Origin of the sequence: Comamonas sp. C11, assembly GCF_024496285.1 — a bacterium.
Classification (GTDB): Bacteria; Pseudomonadota; Gammaproteobacteria; order Burkholderiales; family Burkholderiaceae_C; genus Comamonas; species Comamonas testosteroni_F.
In genome coordinates, this window is the sequence record NZ_CP101743.1 from 1,139,980 (window position 1) to 1,155,891 (window position 15,912).

A 15,912-nucleotide genomic window follows, 5' to 3' on the forward strand; every position below is an offset into this window, starting at 1 on the left:
AGTCATGAAACGTCTTTTGACTGCAATTTTGATAGCTGGCAGCGCAAGTGCCGCAATGGCTGATGGCCTGAAAAGCCTTGAATCCTTCATGAAGAATGCCCAGGCAGGCAAGGCAGATTTCATCCAGTCCGTGACTTCGCCCCCCAAGTCCGGACAGCAAGCGCGTACCAAGGTGTCCAGCGGCAGCTTTGAATTTCAGCGCCCCGGCAAGTTCCGCTTCAACTACAGCAAGCCTTTCGAGCAACTCATCGTGGCCGACGGAAAGACACTGTGGCTGTATGACGCCGACCTGAATCAGGTGACGGAGCGTGCCCAGGCCCAGGTGCTGGGCAGCACACCGGCGGCCATCCTGACCTCGGCCACCGACCTCAAGGCCTTGAAGGCCGATTTCGAGCTGGGCAACCAGCCTGACGCCGACGGTCTGGAATGGGTGCTGGCCAGCCCCAGGCAGAAAGGCGGCCAGCTCAAGAGTGTGCGCATAGGCTTCACACCGGAAGGCAAGCTGGCGGCGCTGGATATCGAGGACAGCTTTGGTCAGCGTTCGCTGATGCAGTTCAAGGGCCTGCAAACCCAGGCTTCGCTGCCGGCATCGACCTTCCACTTCACGGTGCCCAAGGGGGCCGACGTGCTCAAGCAGTAAAGATTGCGGCACGCATCAGCAAAAAGGCCTGCGGATGGTGTCCGCAGGCCTTTTTTATGCAGGAACCGGGCTTAGCCCTTGTGAGTAGAGCACTGCCGTGGGGCTGTTGTGATCAGGCGCGCGTGGCGTTTGCGGCACTTTGCCTGTTGCCGATGGCGAAGTCCAGCAGGCCTGCAATCACCAGCACACCGACCACGGGGGCGACCCAGCCCATGCCCAGTGCAGCGCCGGGCAGTTTGTCCAGCCAGGCGGGCACCAGGGCATCAAGCTTGGCAGCCTTGGCGGCATCGAACAGGCCAAAGATCAGGGAGACGGTCATTACGGGAATGTAGACGCGCGACGGCTGATTCCAGCGGTGCAGCAGGCTCAGAGCGATCAGGGCGATGGCCACGGGGTACAGCCCCACGAGCACCGGCACGGCGACGGCAATCAACTGGGCCAGGCCCTGGTTGGCCACGGCCGCACTGAAGACCGACAGGCCGATGACCATGGTGCGGTAGGAGATACCAGTCAGCTCGCTGAAGAAGCTGCTGCAAGCGGTAATCAGGCCCACGCCGGTGGTCAGGCAGGCCAGCATGATGACGATGGCCAGCAGCCACAGGCCTGCGGGGCCGAAGGTCTGCTGTACAAAGGCCGTGAGAATCTGCACGCCGGTGGTGGCGTTGACAGCCAGCTCGCTGTTGGTGGCACCCAGATACATCAGCGAGACATAGACCAGGCCCAGGCAGGTCGCGGCAATGATGCCGGCGTAGATGCAGTAGCGGGTGTGCAGCTTGCTGTCGCTCACTCCAGCCGCCTTGATCGCATTGACGATGACGATGCCGAAGATCAGCGAGGCAAGGGCGTCCATGGTCTGATAGCCCTGCAGAAAGCCTTCGGAAAAGGCGGCTGCCTGCGTGGCATAGGCCTCGGTGCTGAGACTGTAGCCATCCACAGGGGCCAGCACGGCGGAGCCGCCGAGCACGGCAAGCGCCAGAATCAGCACGGGCGTGATGATCTTGCCCACGTTGTCCATGAGCTTGCCGGGGAAGAGCGACAGCAGCGCCACCGCCACGAAGTAAGCGATGGTGAAGGCCAGCAGCATGGCAGGTGTGTTGCCGACAAAGGGAGCCAGGCCCATCTCGAAGGAGACGGTCGCCGTGCGTGGCGTTGCAAACAGAGGGCCGATGGTCAGATAGATGGCCACTGCCAGCACCAGGCCGGCAATGCGGCCTATGGGGCTGGTCAAGGTGTCCAGGCCGCCACCCACGCGTGCGAGAGCGACTACGCCGAGAAGGGGCAGACCGACACCCGTCAGCAGAAAGCCGGTTGAGGCGCCGAGCAGGTTTTCACCGGCTGCCAGGCCCACCATAGGAGGGAAGATGATGTTGCCGGCCCCGAGGAACAGGGCAAAGGTCATGAAACCGAGGGCAAAAATGTCCCAGGTCTTGAGTTTTTTCATACGCTTAGGCTCAGGCGTGCAGCGCTGGCACGCCCTGGAGCAATGTGGAACCAAGGAAAGTTGCGGATGCTTTCGATTGATTTCTGGCTGATGGCGGTAGCCCTATCAGGCACAGGCATTGCGTGGCGCAGATGAGGCGGCCCGCAATGAATCTAGGCGTGCTGCCGGGCCTGGCTGGCCTGGTTTTTGGCAGGCCGGTGGGGGCAGTACCTCCATGGGGCGAGGGGTGGCCTCGTTAATGGAGAGATTAAATCCGTTAAAACGCTATTTTCTCTTATGGGAAATTCTGATAAATGTGCAGGGGTTAAGGTGGGTAAGTATTGCCTGCCTTCGGTGTGCAGACAGCCCCAACCCATTTGAATGCGCAACTGCCCGGAGCATTGGATACTTGAGGGGTCATGGTCACGCACATCAACTCCCATTCCCCAGCCGTTCCCCATCAGCCCCTGGCCGAGCGCCTGCGACCGCACACTCTGGCCGAAGTCATCGGCCAGCAGCATGTGTTGGGAGAGGGCATGCCGTTGCGCCTGGCCTTTGAGTCGGGGCGCCCGCATAGCTGCATACTCTGGGGCCCGCCGGGGGTGGGCAAGACCACGATTGCGCGCCTGATGGCCGATGCCTTTGATGCGCAGTTCATCTCCATCAGCGCCGTGCTGGGCGGCGTCAAGGACATCCGCGAGGCCGTGGAGCAGGCGCAGGCCGCCCAGAGCGGACTGTTGCAGCAGCGCACCATTGTGTTTGTGGACGAGGTGCATCGCTTCAACAAAAGCCAGCAAGACGCCTTTTTGCCTCACGTGGAAAGTGGGCTGTTCACCTTCATCGGCGCGACGACGGAGAACCCGTCGTTCGAGGTCAACTCGGCCCTGCTTTCGCGGGCAGCGGTCTATGTGCTGCAAAGCCTGACTCCGGACGACTTGAAGCAGATTGTGCTCAAGGCCCAGGCCATCCAGGCGATTCCTGCGATAGAGGACGAAGCTCTGGAGCGCCTGATTGCCTATGCTGACGGCGATGCGCGGCGCTTGTTGAACACGCTGGAGACCCTGTCCATCACGGCCGAGCAGGCCGGGGTGCAGAGCATCACCGATGGCTGGCTGCTCAAGGTGCTGGGCGAGCGCATGCGCCGCTATGACAAGGGGGGCGAGCAGTTCTACGACACCATCAGCGCACTGCACAAATCCGTGCGCGGCTCGGACCCCGATGCAGCGCTTTACTGGTTTTGCCGCATGCTGGATGGCGGCGCCGACCCGCGCTATCTGGCGCGTCGCATCGTGCGCATGGCCTGGGAAGACATAGGACTTGCCGATCCGCGTGCCATGCAGATGTGCAACGATGCCGCTGCGACTTATGAACGTCTTGGCAGCCCCGAGGGCGAGCTGGCGCTGGCCCAGGCCGTGATCTACCTGGCCGTGGCGCCCAAGAGCAATGCCGGCTACATGGCCTACAACAAGGCCAAGGCCTTTGTGAAGGGCGACACTACAAGGCCTGTGCCGCTGCATCTGCGCAATGCACCTACCAAGCTGATGAAGCAGCTGGACTATGGGCGGGACTACCGCTATGCCCACAGCGAGGAGGGCGGCTTTGCGGCGGGCGAGCGCTATCTGCCAGAAGGAATGGAGGACCCAGGCTTCTACCAGCCCGTGGCGCGCGGGCTGGAAATCAAGATTGGCCAGAAGCTGGCAGAACTCAAGGCGCTCAACGACGCCGCTCGTGCGGCAGATGACGAGCCGGCAGACCTGTAAAGAGCGAGTTGCCCAGGTGTTGCACAACTGGCACTAGTTGAATGCTGCATTTTTTGCGGTGTTTTCAGGGTTTTTCGCTAGATTGAGTAGCAGCCCATGACTAAGTGCCTGTATTTATTGGACTTGCGCTGTCGATGAAATTATTGCACTGCAGCATTTTGGGCCTGCGCACGGGAAACCCCGGCCCTGAGTCCTGAAAACAGCTCCCTAGAATCGATTCACTCTTTTGCGACAAGCGGCCCACAAAGCGGCGGACTGCAGAAGGGGAACCATGGCATCGCTGGCTCCGTCGTTCGGGATGAGAGGCTCGCAGTGTCTCCGTCTTGGATCGAGGGAAGGGGAGCGCGCTTATGGATATCTTGCTGCAGCAGATCATCAATGGTCTGGTGTTAGGCAGCATGTACGCCTTGATAGCCCTGGGCTACACCATGGTGTACGGCATCATTCAGCTGATCAACTTCGCGCATGGCGAGGTGCTGATGGTGGGGGCTTTGACCAGCTGGAGCTGCATCGGCCTGATGCAGGAGGCCATGCCTTATCTGCCGGGTTGGCTCATGCTTTTGATTGCCGCCATCATCGCCTGCGTGGTGGCCGCATCGCTGAACTTCGTGATCGAGAAGGTGGCCTACCGGCCGCTGCGCAGCAGCCCGCGCCTGGCACCGCTGATCACGGCCATCGGCGTCTCCATCCTGCTGCAGACCCTGGCCATGATCATCTGGAAGCCCAACTACAAGGCTTATCCCACGTTGCTGTCGTCCACGCCCTATGAGATCGGCACGGCGGTGATCACACCCACGCAGATTCTGGTGCTGGTGGTCACGGCGATTGCGCTGGCCACGCTGATGTACCTGGTCAACTACACCAGGCTGGGGCGCGCCATGCGGGCCACGGCCGAGAACCCGCGTGTGGCGGCGCTGATGGGCGTCAAGCCCGATATGGTGATTTCCGCCACCTTCATCATCGGTGCCGTGCTGGCGGCGATTGCCGGCATCATGTACGCCTCCAACTACGGCACGGCTCATCACACCATGGGCTTTCTGCCGGGTCTCAAGGCCTTTACGGCGGCCGTGTTCGGCGGCATCGGCAATCTGGCCGGGGCCGTGGTGGGAGGCCTGCTGCTGGGGCTGATCGAGTCCATTGGCTCTGGCTATATCGGCGACCTGACGGGAGGCGTGCTGGGCAGCCAGTACACCGACATCTTTGCCTTCATCGTGCTCATCATCATCCTGACGCTGCGCCCTTCGGGCCTGCTGGGTGAGCGTGTGGCGGACCGTGCCTGAGGAGTGCCCATGCACAACAACAAGACACTCCACTGGATTCTGGGCGGCATAGGCCTGCTGGTGCTGCCGCTGATCCTGCAGTACTTCGGCAACGCCTGGGTGCGCATCGCCGATCTGGCCCTGCTCTATGTGATGCTGGCGCTGGGCCTGAACATCGTGGTCGGCTACGCCGGCCTGCTGGATCTGGGCTATGTGGCCTTCTATGCAGTGGGCGCGTATATGTTTGCGCTCATGGCATCGCCGCATCTGGCCGAGACCTTCGAAGGCTTTGTGGCCATGTTTCCCAACGGACTGCACACTTCGATCTGGCTGGTGATTCCGCTTGGAATGCTGCTGGCCGCCTGTACGGGCGTGCTGCTGGGGTTGCCGGTGCTGCGGCTGCGCGGGGACTATCTGGCCATCGTGACACTGGGCTTTGGCGAGATCATCCGCATCTTCCTGAACAACCTGGATCAGCCGGTCAACATTACCAACGGCCCCAAGGGGATTGGCCAGATCGACTCGGTCAAGATCTTCGGCTTCGACCTGGCCAAGCGCCACGAAATCTTCGGCTACGACATCGCCTCCGTCACGCTGTACTACTACCTGTTTCTGGTGCTGGTGCTGGCCACCATCGTGATCTGCTACCGCTTGCAGGATTCGCGCATAGGCCGTGCCTGGATGGCGATCCGGGAAGATGAAATCGCCGCCAAGGCCATGGGCATCAATGTGCGCAACATGAAGCTGCTGGCCTTCGGCATGGGCGCTTCGTTCGGTGGCGTGGCCGGCTCCATGTTCGGCGCCTTCCAGGGCTTTGTATCGCCCGAGTCCTTCAGCCTCATGGAGTCCGTGATGATCGTGGCCATGGTCGTGCTTGGCGGTCTGGGCCATATTCCCGGCGTGATTCTGGGGGCCGTGCTGCTCTCGGCCCTGCCCGAGGTTCTGCGCTATGTGGCGGGGCCGCTGCAGCAGATGACCGATGGGCGCCTCGATGCCTCCATATTGCGCCAGTTGCTGATTGCCCTGGCCATGATTGTCATCATGCTGATGCGCCCGCGCGGCCTGTGGCCCACGCCCGAGCATGCCAAAAGCCTGGATCGCCAGTCCTGATGACTGCACAGACAAGGAATGTGAACTGATATGGCAGAGAGCACGACTTCCGCGGTCCTTCATGTCTCGGACATCTCCAAGCGCTTTGGCGGTTTGCAGGCGCTGTCCGGCGTGAGCATGAAGATTGATAGAGGCCAGGTCTATGGTCTGATCGGCCCCAATGGCGCAGGCAAGACCACGTTTTTCAACGTGATCACCGGCCTCTATACGCCCGATACCGGCAAGTTCGAGCTGGCCGGAAAGCCCTATGAGCCGACGGCGGTGCACAAGGTGGCCCGGGCCGGCATTGCCCGGACCTTCCAGAACATCCGCCTGTTTGCCGAGATGACAGCACTGGAAAACGTCATGGTCGGGCGCCATGTGCGCACGCATTCTGGCCTGCTCGGGGCAGTGTTTCGCACCAAGGGCTTCAAGGCCGAGGAGGCAGCGATTCGGGCCCGCTCGCGCGAGCTGCTCGACTATGTCGGCATCGGCAAATATGCGGACTTCAAGGCGCGCACCCTGTCCTATGGCGACCAGCGCCGCCTGGAGATTGCCCGTGCATTGGCGACGGACCCGCAGCTGATCGCGCTCGATGAGCCGGCCGCCGGCATGAACGCGACCGAGAAGCTGCAGCTGCGTGAGCTGATCGACCGCATTCGCAACGACCATCGCACCATCCTGCTCATCGAGCACGATGTGAAGCTGGTCATGGGTCTGTGCGACCGCGTGACGGTGCTGGACTATGGCAAGCCGATTGCCGAAGGCACGCCTGCCGAAGTGCAGAAGAATGAAAAAGTGATTGAAGCCTATCTGGGCACGGGAGGCCATTGAAGATGCAGGATCAAGTGCTGGAACAGGCGCAGGCCTCCAAGTCCACGGCCCCGGTATTGCTGCAGGTCAAGGGCCTGAAGGTGGGCTATGGCGGTATTCAGGCTGTCAAGGGCGTGGACTTTCAGGTGCATCAGGGCGAGCTGGTGTCGCTGATCGGCTCCAACGGCGCTGGCAAAACCACGACCATGAAGGCTGTCACGCGAGGTCTGCCGATTGCCGATGGCGAAATTCTCTACCTGGGCCAAAGCATCAAAGGCAAGGGCGCCTGGGATCTGGTGGCCGAAGGCCTGGTCATGGTGCCCGAGGGGCGCGGCGTGTTCGCACGCATGACGATTACCGAAAACCTGCTCATGGGGGCCTACACGCGCAAGGACAAGGCGGGCATACAGGCGGATATCGAGCGCATGTTCGGCATCTTTCCGCGCCTGAAGGAGCGCAAGGATCAGCTGGCGGGCACCATGTCCGGGGGCGAGCAGCAGATGCTGGCCATGGCCCGCGCACTCATGAGCCAGCCCAAGGTGCTGCTGCTGGACGAGCCGTCCATGGGTTTGTCGCCCATCATGGTGGACAAGATCTTCGAGGTGGTCAGCGATGTCTATGCGCTGGGCGTGACCATGGTGCTGGTGGAGCAGAATGCCAGTCGCGCGCTGGCGCTGGCCGATCGAGGCTATGTCATGGAGTCCGGCATCATCACCATGACGGGGCCGGGCCAGACCTTGCTGAGTGATCCGCGCGTGCGTGCGGCTTACCTGGGAGAGTAAGCCTTGACGAGACTGCTGGCGCTTTCGATCGCAGTGCGCTATCCCGCCGTCACGCTCTGCTGCAGTCAAGGGTGAACCCTAATTCCCCTTAAATTCAAGAAAATGACAAAAAAATGACGTTTTTCATGGTTCTTTGATTGTTTTATTCATTTCTTTTTAGTTCCTTTTAATTCTTTTTTGTCATTTAATAGAATTTGCTTATTACAAAAAGAAGTATTTGGAACGTTTTCGCGTGGCTCAGTGAAATGCTCAAGGAGTCGGCGCGTTGGGTGGGCGGATTGCTGCTCTCCGGTGTTGTCTGGAGGAATCACAGGCTTCTTGACAGCGCCTAGCATGGCGAAGAGCTTGTATTTTATTTTTCGTGGTGCCCGAAGGGGTGTCTTGAAGACGCGCTGAAACGCACAATGACTCAAGAGTAAACTCCGCCCCGTTTAAGCCGGGAGCCATGCACTTTTTTTGCAGTGAGTCGCCTGGTTTCTTTTCCCCGGTAAGGAGCATTCATGCTGTTTGGCAAGCTATTGCCGCGCGAAGGTAATTTTTTCGAGATGTTCAATCAACATGCAGACCGCATCGTTGAAGCAGCTCATGCCTTCTCGCAACTCGTTGCAAATTACAACGATCCCCATCTGCGCGAAAAATACAACGCCGATGTGGACAACGCCGAGCGCGCAGCCGACCGTGTGACCCATGATGTCACCAAGCTGCTGCACAAGACCTTCATCACGCCCCTGGATCGCGAACATATCCACTCGCTGATCAACACCATGGACGACGTGGCCGACCTGATCCAGGACTCGGCCGAGACCATGGCCCTGTATGACGTGCGTCACATGACAGACGAAATCACACGTCTGACCGATCTGTGCGTGCGCTGCTGCGAGCGTCTGCGTGATGCCGTCAAGCTGCTGGACCGTCTCTCGGACCCCACGATTGTGGATGCCGCCAGCAAGACCTGCGACGAGATCGACCGCCTGGAAGGCGATGCCGACCGCGTGATGCGCGCGGCCATGAGCAAGCTGTTCCGTGAAGAGCCCGATGTGCGTGAGGTGATCAAGCTCAAGGCCATCTACGAGCTGCTGGAAACCATCACGGACCGCTGCGAAGACGTGGCGAACCTGATCGAGGGCATCGTCCTCGAGAATTCCTGATTCTCGCTGGAGTCCGATCATGGAGCCGGTACAGGCAGCCCTCTGGGTTGTGATTTTGCTGGTGGTGCTCGCCTTGCTGTTCGATTTCATGAACGGCTTTCACGACGCTGCCAATTCGATTGCCACCGTGGTTTCCACGGGGGTTCTCAAACCTACTCAGGCCGTGGCATTTGCCGCGTTCTTCAACGTTGTGGCGGTTTTCGTCTTCCACCTCAGTGTGGCGGCAACCGTGGGCAAGGGGATTGTTCAGCCGGGCATCGTTGACACGCATGTCGTGTTTGGCGCTCTGGTGGGGGCCATCACCTGGAACGTCATCACCTGGATCTACGGCATTCCCAGCAGCTCCTCGCATGCCCTGATTGGCGGCATCGTGGGTGCGGTGATTGCCAAGGCCGGTGCGGGCGCGCTGATCGCCAGCGGCATCTGGAAGACTGTGGCCTTCATCTTCGTCTCTCCCGTGCTGGGCTTTCTGCTGGGTTCGCTGATGATGGTACTTGTGGCCTGGATTTTCCGCCGCGCCAGCCCCAATCGCGTGGACAAGTGGTTCCGCCGTCTGCAACTGGTGTCTGCCGGTGCCTACAGCCTGGGTCACGGTGGTAACGATGCGCAAAAGACCATCGGCATCATCTGGCTGCTGCTGATTGCCACGGGCTATGCCAATGCCGGTGATGCCGAGCCTCCCTTGTGGACCATCGTGAGCTGCTATCTGGCCATCGGCCTGGGCACCATGTTCGGCGGCTGGCGCATCGTCAAGACCATGGGGCAGAAGATCACCAAGCTCAAACCCGTCGGTGGCTTCTGCGCCGAATCCGGTGGTGCTCTGACATTGTTCTTTGCCACCTTCCTGGGTGTTCCCGTCTCGACCACGCACACCATTACCGGTGCCATCGTGGGCGTGGGCTCCACGCAGCGCGCGAGTGCCGTGCGCTGGGGCGTAGCTGGCAATATCGTCTGGGCATGGATTCTGACGATTCCTGCCAGCGCCTTTGTGGCATCCATTGCCTACTGGGTCAGCTTGCAACTGTATTGAGCTTGTGTACTCCTTGATTGATAGCTGTTGACGCTTTTCAATAAAGGGATTGGCGCCAAAAAGGCTTCGCATTGCGAAGCCTTTTTTCATGGCTGAAACATGGGCTCAGGCCACGGTTTCCTGCAGGCTGGATATGGCCTGCCGCTGCAGCAGCGATCTGAGCTGGCCGACCGGTGCCGGAGGGCTGAGCAGATAGCCCATGAAATGCTCGCAGCCATATTGCGCGAGCAGGGCACGCTGCTCCAGGGTTTCCACTCCTGCGCCGACTATCGTCATCTGATGGCGGGCGGCCAGCGCGATGGCCGCCTGCACGGCAGCTTCGGCGGCATTGTTGGGGCCCAGGCGCTGCACCAGGGAGTGCGAGAGCTTGAGCTGGTTCAGGGGAAGCTGCTGCAGCGCTTGCTGCATATGGGAGCTGTCACCAAAGTCGTCGAGTGACAGCCGCAGTCCCATGGAGCGAAGACGGGTGAGGGTCGGAACGATATCCGCGTGCGAGGGGCTCAGCGCTTGGGTGGAAAGCTCCAGCAGCAGCAAGGCCGGGTCGGCTCCTGTCTGGCTGATGATGTCCTGTACCTGATCGGCCAGGTCGGCTTGCCTGAGCTGCCTGGCGCTGATGTTGACGCAGATGGGCAGCTTGTCTAGTTGCGGATCGACCTTCCATCCGGCCAATTGCTCGCAGGCGGCCTGAATGCTCCAGCGGCCCAGCGGAACGATGATGTCGGTTTCCTCGGCCACGGACAGGAAAATGCTCGGGGGTACCAGACCTCGCCTGGGATGGCGCCAGCGCAACAAGGCTTCCAGACCGTTGACATCGCCGCTGGCGGAGTATTGCGCCTGGTAATGCAGCTCGAACTGGCCCAGGCGCAGGGCTTCGCGCAGCTCCTGCTCAAGGCGCTGGCGATCATTGGCCAGGATGCGCTGCTCGGGGCTGAAGAAGTGCAGGCCGCGGGCTTCCTCGTCACGCAGGCGGTACATGGCGATCTCTGCCTGCTGCAGCAACTCGGTGGCGGAGCGGGAGTGCGGGCCGAATAAAGTGGCTCCGATATTGGCCTCCAGCATCGCGCTTTTGTTGCCGAGCTGGTAGCTGCCGTTCAGGCTTTCCTGCAGACGCTCTCCAAGACGCTCCACCAGCACCGTGGTCATTTCGATATCCGGGGAAAGATCCGAGACCATGATGACGAAGTGTGCCGCATCCAGTCTGGCCACGGTATCGCAGGAGCGCACGCAGCCGAGCAGGCGCTGTGCGATGCTCGGTGCCAGGCAGGACTGGCTGTCTCCCGTGCTGGTGGCCGGGCCTGCCACCGACTCCATGTCTATGGTCAGCAAGGCGCCGCGCCAGCCCGTGCGCTCGGACTGGATCATGGCCTGGGACAGCCTGTCCAGCAGCAGGCGCCGGTTGGGTAGATTGGTCAGCACATCGAAGAAGGAAAGGCTTTCTGCTTCGTTGCCATGAGGCAGCAGTTCCTTGCAGGCCAGCACGGTGTAATTGGCTGATAGGGCGTGAGCCGACAGATTGAGCTTGCGCCCATTGGGCAGCTGAAACTGGGCATTGGCTTGCTGGCGCGTAATCAGGGTTTGATGACTTTCGGCGATATGGTTCAGGGCCGGTGCCGCGTTGGCCGGGGCTGCTGTTGCGGCAGCTTGCAGAGCGGCTTGCAGAGGTATGCCTACTTTGAGGAAGGGAGCCAGCCAGGGGAATATCCGCAGATAACCATCATTCCAGCGTTGTGCCCGGTTCTGAGCATCCAGCAACACATAGCCGCTGCTGGTTTGCTCAAGAATGCGGAAAAGCTGTTCTCCGTACACACCCACCAGGCTGGTGGCAGCTGGAAAGGCGTTTTGCCCATGTACTTCGGATCTGGCAGACTTTTCGTTGGTTGCAGACATAAGACCTCTTCGGACTGGTGCAGCAAAGCCGTCGTAGTGCAAATGCTGCTTGGGTGCAGTCTTTGCAGGAAGTTCGTCAGTTGGGCATTGTGAGTTCTGCGGAATCGGCAGGCGCCGCTTTGCGCCCAGTAGGTGAAAAATTAGACATTCGCTTACAAAAGCGGCGAGGCCGAAGCCGCCTTGGAGCGGGTGAGAACCCCTGGTTCGGAGCGCTGCAGCTACTGCGAAATCTTGCGTGCCTCTTCGACCTGATATTCAAAGTAGTGCTGGAAGCTGTAGGCGATGCTGGCCATCAGCACGGTGGCCCCCAGCATCAGGGACAGGCTCACGGCAAAAATCGTGGTCCATTGGGTGCGCCCTGCAGGTGCGTCGGCATCCATCCGGGGATTGAAGAGCCGGTTCCAGTTTCCTTGCTCCATCAGGCCGTAGAGAATGGCGCGCAGGGCACAGCCGGCGATGGTGAAGCCGAGCAGAGGGATCAGCAGCCAGCTCAGCCTGTCGTCCTGCCCAAGCTGCTGCACGCGCTCGATGCCGTAGATGCCAAGTGCAGTGGGAATGGGCAACAGCCAGCCCAGCCAGTCCCCGAGTCCGTGCAGGTAGAAGCGATGCAGCCCCAGCGGACCGCCGATCAAGGCCAGCCAGGAGGCAGTCGTCTTGTTTTTGGGGCGAGGGGTCGGGGTGGAGGCGGGAACAAGTTGGTTCATGGTCTGGTGCGCGGGCAGAAAACGAAAGAACCCGTCCATTATTCCCTTCGCGCCAAATGCGGGGCTCAGGGCAATTGCGGTTCACTTTCGGGGAGTCCTCTGTGCCGACTATGCCCATTTGCCGCAGCTATAGGCAGCTTTGGCAGAACTCGATATAATTTCCGGTTTTACGGCGTGTCGCTGGCCGGGTGGTCATGTCGCGTGTCTCAAACGCTGTAAGAAAACCTGCGCAGCTGGTCAAATTTTTGATGGCGCTGGCTGTAACCACCCGAAGGAAACATCATGGTTGTTATTCGTCTCTCCCGCGGCGGCTCTAAGGCTCGTCCCTTCTACAACATCGTTGCAGCTGACAAGCGCGTGCGTCGCGACGGTGCTTTCATCGAACGTCTGGGTTTCTACAACCCTAGCGCTCGTGGCGCCGAAGAAGGCCTGCGTCTGGCTCTGGACCGCGTGAACTACTGGAAGAGCGTTGGTGCTCAAACTTCCGATACGGCTGAACGCCTGATCAAGGAAGCTGCAAAGAAGGTTGCTGCCTAATTTAGGCGGTTGCTCTCTAGGCACCTTTACCAAAGCGGGTTCCGTTGGCTTGCCTGACGGGACCCGTTTTTTATTGAAATTCTGCATTTTTCTGCTGATCCCATGAGCCACATGCCTGTTCTTCAAGCCACGAGCTTGCCTGCTGATGCCATTGAAGTCGGTCGCATTGCCGATGCCTGGGGAATCAAGGGCTGGTTCAAGGTTCATGCCTTCAGCAGCGCCCCAGAGGCCCTGTTTGCCGCCAAGGACTGGTTTTTGCAGCCTGCCGAGAAAGGCGCCAAGCATTTCACGGGCACCTTGGTGCTGCCCGTCAAGCAGGCCCGCTTCCATGCCGACACCATCGTGGCCACCTCGCTTGAAGTCGCCGACCGCAACGCCGCAGAGGCTCTGCGCGGCGCCCGCGTCTTTGTGGCGCGCGAGCATTTTCCCAAGACCGAGGACGGTGAGTTCTACTGGGTGGATCTGATGGGGCTGAACGTGGTCAACCGCGAAGGTGTGGCCCTGGGGGTGGTCAAGGACTTGATGGCCACCGGCCCGCAGACTGTTCTGGTGCTGGGCTATGAACAGGACGGCAAGGAGCAGGAGCGTCTGATACCCTTTGTCGATGCCTATGTGGATTCGGTGGATCTGGCCGGCAGGAAGATTGTGGCCGACTGGCAGCCCGATTATTGAACTGGAATGCTTTTTTTGCTATTTGGTTTGTAGCTTAAATCGCTTTTATATCAATGCGTTTCGACATTATTACGCTGTTCCCTGAGCTGTTCGCTCCATTTCTGGAGAGCGGGGTGACGCGCCGCGCCTACAGCTCGGGTCAGGTGGCTGTGCATCTGTGGAACCCGCGTGACTGGGCCGAAGGCAATTACCGCCGTGTGGATGATCGTCCATTTGGCGGTGGCCCCGGCATGGTGATGATGGCCGAGCCGCTGCAGCGCTGCCTTGAAGCGATTCGCTTGGCACGCGCCGAGGTCGATGCTCGGGAACAGGCAGAGCCTGCTCCTGTGGTGCTGTTCTCGCCCATAGGTACGACCCTCAAGCATGCCGTGGTGGCCGATTGGGCCGAAAGCCGGGGTGCGGTGCTGCTCTGCGGTCGCTACGAGGGCATTGACCAACGTTTTATTGATAGAAATGTCACTCATCAACTGAGTCTGGGTGACTTTGTACTTTCGGGCGGTGAGCTGGCAGCCATGGTGCTGCTGGACTCCTTGGCGCGTCTGCAGCCCGGTGTGCTTAACGATGAAGGCAGCTTTCAGCAGGACAGTTTCAATCCTGCGCTTGACGGCTTGCTGGATTGCCCCCACTACACTCGCCCAGAAGTCTGGAATGAGCAGGAGGTGCCAGCCGCGCTGCTCTCCGGCCACCACTCCAATATCGAGCGCTGGCGTCGCGATCAGCGCTTGCGCATCACGGCCGAGCATAGGCCCGAGTTGATAGAGCAGGCCCGCGAACAGGGGCTGCTCAATGCCAGGGATGAGGGTTTTTTGGCAAAAACGGCGTCCAAGCTATAATTGCAGGTTCTTTGATCCTCTATCCGGCCGCTGCAAGGAAATAGCGGGACAGCTTTCGGGCTGTTCTTGTAATGCAGCAATAGCACCAATCCCGGCGCTTGCCAATTCTGGCGCGGACAAGATCAAGGTGGACTAAATCATGAATCTGATCCAGACCCTCGAGCAAGAAGAAATCGCTCGCCTGAACAAGACCATCCCCGAATTCGCCCCCGGTGACACCGTCATCGTGAGCGTGAACGTGGTGGAAGGTAACCGTAAGCGCGTGCAGGCTTACGAAGGCGTGGTGATTGCCAAGCGTAATCGTGGCCTGAACAGCGGCTTCACAGTGCGCAAGATCTCCAGCGGTGAAGGCGTGGAACGTACGTTCCAGACCTACTCTCCTCTGATCGCCAAGATCGAAGTCAAGCGTCGCGGTGATGTGCGTCGTGCCAAGCTGTACTACCTGCGTGAGCGCAGCGGCAAGTCTGCTCGTATCAAGGAAAAGCTGCCCCAGCGCGTTAACAAGACTGCTGCTGCAGCCGTGTAATACGCGTATCGGAAGCGATTCCGTAAAAGCCGCTACAGTTCGCTGTGGCGGCTTTTTTTATGCCGGCCTTGGCTTTGTGATTCTTGCTTTTGGTTTTGGCTGAGCACCTACATGCCTGCAACTGATAATTCTTCGCTCCCCGTGGTGGGCATTGTTGATCCGCGCAAGGCTCGCCTTCTGGGCATCGATAGCCAGTTGCCGGCTGTGCCGCTGGCTGCTCAGACGCCTCAGGCCTTGCGCACGCGCTTTGCCCAGCCGCCGCTGTGGCTGCCCGAGGCCATGCAGGAAAAACGCATCACGGCCAGGCAGCCTTCCGATGCGGCCGTGCTCGTGCCCATCGTCATGCGCGAGCAGCCGACCGTGTTGCTGACTGTGCGCTCGGCCAGGCTGTCCACGCACTCGGGTCAGGTGGCTTTTCCGGGCGGTAAACGTGACCCGCAGGATGTTTCGGCCGAGGCCACGGCATTGCGCGAGGCGCATGAGGAAGTGGGACTGGCTCCCAAGAATGTCGAGGTGCTAGGTCGTTTGCCTATTTATGTGACGGGTACGGCGTTTCACATTACCCCTGTGGTGGCGCTGGTTCACCCGCAGGCCAGTTACTTCCCCAATCCGGGAGAGGTGGCCGATCTGTTCGAGGTCCCGCTGTCCTATCTGCTCAATCCCGCGCATCATGAGCGTCATGCCATGCAGTGGCAGGGCGTGGATCGCGAATGGTTTGCCATGCCCTATCAGGATGGTGAGCAGCAACGCTATATCTGGGGTGCGACAGCGGGCATGTTGCGCAATCTTTACCGTTTTTTGGCGGCTTGAGA

Annotated in this window: 17 protein-coding genes; 13 read left to right on the forward strand and 4 right to left on the reverse strand. The window is 60.1% G+C overall.

What is annotated here, in order from left to right; genetic code table 11:
- Nucleotides 1–4: 4 nt before the first annotated feature.
- Entirely contained in the window at nt 5–640 is a 636-nt protein-coding gene (gene lolA, locus NOX35_RS05230; protein ID WP_256495969.1) for an outer membrane lipoprotein chaperone LolA, read from the forward strand.
- 112 nt (nt 641–752) lie between these two features.
- On the opposite strand, the gene brnQ is transcribed toward lolA, so the two are convergent.
- On the reverse strand, nt 753–2,081 hold the full coding sequence (gene brnQ / locus NOX35_RS05235) for a branched-chain amino acid transport system II carrier protein (protein WP_256495970.1): 1,329 nt from the start codon (nt 2,079–2,081) through the stop codon (nt 753–755).
- A 398-nt stretch (nt 2,082–2,479) separates the two neighbouring features.
- On the opposite strand from brnQ, the gene NOX35_RS05240 reads away from it, so the two are divergent.
- The 5 genes from NOX35_RS05240 (at nt 2,480) to NOX35_RS05260 (ending at nt 7,763) form a co-directional block, all read left to right on the forward strand.
- On the forward strand, nt 2,480–3,820 hold the full coding sequence (locus NOX35_RS05240) for a replication-associated recombination protein A (protein WP_182285855.1): 1,341 nt from the start codon (nt 2,480–2,482) through the stop codon (nt 3,818–3,820).
- 350 nt (nt 3,821–4,170) lie between these two features.
- Nucleotides 4,171–5,100 carry a branched-chain amino acid ABC transporter permease gene (locus tag NOX35_RS05245; RefSeq protein WP_182285856.1) on the forward strand — a complete coding sequence of 310 codons (930 nt, stop codon included), beginning with the start codon at nt 4,171–4,173 and terminating at the stop codon, nt 5,098–5,100.
- A 9-nt stretch (nt 5,101–5,109) separates the two neighbouring features.
- Nucleotides 5,110–6,189: an ABC transporter ATP-binding protein gene (locus tag NOX35_RS05250; RefSeq protein ID WP_256495971.1), complete on the forward strand. Its 1,080-nt coding sequence runs from the start codon at nt 5,110–5,112 to the stop codon at nt 6,187–6,189.
- A gap of 30 nt (nt 6,190–6,219) precedes the next feature.
- On the forward strand, nt 6,220–7,002 hold the full coding sequence (locus NOX35_RS05255; protein WP_003067855.1) for an ABC transporter ATP-binding protein: 783 nt from the start codon (nt 6,220–6,222) through the stop codon (nt 7,000–7,002).
- 2 nt (nt 7,003–7,004) lie between these two features.
- Entirely contained in the window at nt 7,005–7,763 is a 759-nt protein-coding gene (locus NOX35_RS05260) for an ABC transporter ATP-binding protein (RefSeq protein WP_034362735.1), read from the forward strand.
- A 146-nt stretch (nt 7,764–7,909) separates the two neighbouring features.
- On the opposite strand, the gene NOX35_RS05265 is transcribed toward NOX35_RS05260, so the two are convergent.
- On the reverse strand, nt 7,910–8,176 hold the full coding sequence (locus tag NOX35_RS05265; RefSeq protein ID WP_182285858.1) for a hypothetical protein: 267 nt from the start codon (nt 8,174–8,176) through the stop codon (nt 7,910–7,912).
- Nucleotides 8,177–8,263: 87 nt separating this feature from the next.
- Here NOX35_RS05265 and NOX35_RS05270 point away from each other — a divergent pair, with 87 nt between their 5' ends.
- Complete coding sequence (locus tag NOX35_RS05270) at nt 8,264–8,911, forward strand: DUF47 domain-containing protein (RefSeq protein ID WP_003067851.1); 648 nt, start codon at nt 8,264–8,266, stop codon at nt 8,909–8,911.
- 19 nt (nt 8,912–8,930) lie between these two features.
- Nucleotides 8,931–9,941, forward strand: coding sequence for an inorganic phosphate transporter (locus NOX35_RS05275; RefSeq protein ID WP_003076798.1), 1,011 nt, complete (start codon nt 8,931–8,933; stop codon nt 9,939–9,941).
- Between the two features lie 105 nt (nt 9,942–10,046).
- Here the strand turns inward: NOX35_RS05275 and NOX35_RS05280 are convergent, their stop codons facing one another.
- The gene (locus NOX35_RS05280) at nt 10,047–11,828 is read right to left on the reverse strand and encodes a bifunctional diguanylate cyclase/phosphodiesterase (protein WP_256495975.1); all 1,782 of its coding nucleotides are present in this window, start codon (nt 11,826–11,828) and stop codon (nt 10,047–10,049) included.
- 218 nt (nt 11,829–12,046) lie between these two features.
- A complete protein-coding gene (locus NOX35_RS05285; protein WP_182285860.1) occupies nt 12,047–12,532 on the reverse strand; it encodes a TM2 domain-containing protein in 486 nt (161 codons plus the stop codon).
- A 282-nt stretch (nt 12,533–12,814) separates the two neighbouring features.
- Here NOX35_RS05285 and rpsP point away from each other — a divergent pair, with 282 nt between their 5' ends.
- From rpsP to NOX35_RS05310, 5 genes are all read left to right on the forward strand, one after another.
- Entirely contained in the window at nt 12,815–13,069 is a 255-nt protein-coding gene (gene rpsP / locus NOX35_RS05290; RefSeq protein WP_003058210.1) for a 30S ribosomal protein S16, read from the forward strand.
- Nucleotides 13,070–13,171: 102 nt separating this feature from the next.
- Nucleotides 13,172–13,741: a ribosome maturation factor RimM gene (gene rimM / locus NOX35_RS05295; protein WP_182285861.1), complete on the forward strand. Its 570-nt coding sequence runs from the start codon at nt 13,172–13,174 to the stop codon at nt 13,739–13,741.
- Nucleotides 13,742–13,794: 53 nt separating this feature from the next.
- The gene (gene trmD / locus NOX35_RS05300) at nt 13,795–14,574 is read left to right on the forward strand and encodes a tRNA (guanosine(37)-N1)-methyltransferase TrmD (RefSeq protein ID WP_182285862.1); all 780 of its coding nucleotides are present in this window, start codon (nt 13,795–13,797) and stop codon (nt 14,572–14,574) included.
- Between the two features lie 139 nt (nt 14,575–14,713).
- Nucleotides 14,714–15,100 (forward strand): 50S ribosomal protein L19, encoded by a 387-nt coding sequence (gene rplS / locus NOX35_RS05305; RefSeq protein ID WP_182285863.1) that lies wholly within the window; start codon nt 14,714–14,716, stop codon nt 15,098–15,100.
- Between the two features lie 111 nt (nt 15,101–15,211).
- On the forward strand, nt 15,212–15,910 hold the full coding sequence (locus NOX35_RS05310; protein ID WP_182285864.1) for a CoA pyrophosphatase: 699 nt from the start codon (nt 15,212–15,214) through the stop codon (nt 15,908–15,910).
- Nucleotides 15,911–15,912: the final 2 nt, after the last annotated feature.

What these genes read in the sequence shown, in the direction of transcription:
- lolA (WP_256495969.1), top strand. Translation starts at nt 5, where the DNA reads ATGAAACGTCTTTTGACTGCAATTTTGATAGCTGGCAGCGCAAGTGCC.
- brnQ (WP_256495970.1), bottom strand. Translation starts at nt 2,081, where the DNA reads ATGAAAAAACTCAAGACCTGGGACATTTTTGCCCTCGGTTTCATGACC.
- NOX35_RS05240 (WP_182285855.1), top strand. Translation starts at nt 2,480, where the DNA reads ATGGTCACGCACATCAACTCCCATTCCCCAGCCGTTCCCCATCAGCCC.
- NOX35_RS05245 (WP_182285856.1), top strand. Translation starts at nt 4,171, where the DNA reads ATGGATATCTTGCTGCAGCAGATCATCAATGGTCTGGTGTTAGGCAGC.
- NOX35_RS05250 (WP_256495971.1), top strand. Translation starts at nt 5,110, where the DNA reads ATGCACAACAACAAGACACTCCACTGGATTCTGGGCGGCATAGGCCTG.
- NOX35_RS05255 (WP_003067855.1), top strand. Translation starts at nt 6,220, where the DNA reads ATGGCAGAGAGCACGACTTCCGCGGTCCTTCATGTCTCGGACATCTCC.
- NOX35_RS05260 (WP_034362735.1), top strand. Translation starts at nt 7,005, where the DNA reads ATGCAGGATCAAGTGCTGGAACAGGCGCAGGCCTCCAAGTCCACGGCC.
- NOX35_RS05270 (WP_003067851.1), top strand. Translation starts at nt 8,264, where the DNA reads ATGCTGTTTGGCAAGCTATTGCCGCGCGAAGGTAATTTTTTCGAGATG.
- NOX35_RS05275 (WP_003076798.1), top strand. Translation starts at nt 8,931, where the DNA reads ATGGAGCCGGTACAGGCAGCCCTCTGGGTTGTGATTTTGCTGGTGGTG.
- NOX35_RS05280 (WP_256495975.1), bottom strand. Translation starts at nt 11,828, where the DNA reads ATGTCTGCAACCAACGAAAAGTCTGCCAGATCCGAAGTACATGGGCAA.
- NOX35_RS05285 (WP_182285860.1), bottom strand. Translation starts at nt 12,532, where the DNA reads ATGAACCAACTTGTTCCCGCCTCCACCCCGACCCCTCGCCCCAAAAAC.
- rpsP (WP_003058210.1), top strand. Translation starts at nt 12,815, where the DNA reads ATGGTTGTTATTCGTCTCTCCCGCGGCGGCTCTAAGGCTCGTCCCTTC.
- rimM (WP_182285861.1), top strand. Translation starts at nt 13,172, where the DNA reads ATGAGCCACATGCCTGTTCTTCAAGCCACGAGCTTGCCTGCTGATGCC.
- trmD (WP_182285862.1), top strand. Translation starts at nt 13,795, where the DNA reads ATGCGTTTCGACATTATTACGCTGTTCCCTGAGCTGTTCGCTCCATTT.
- rplS (WP_182285863.1), top strand. Translation starts at nt 14,714, where the DNA reads ATGAATCTGATCCAGACCCTCGAGCAAGAAGAAATCGCTCGCCTGAAC.
- NOX35_RS05310 (WP_182285864.1), top strand. Translation starts at nt 15,212, where the DNA reads ATGCCTGCAACTGATAATTCTTCGCTCCCCGTGGTGGGCATTGTTGAT.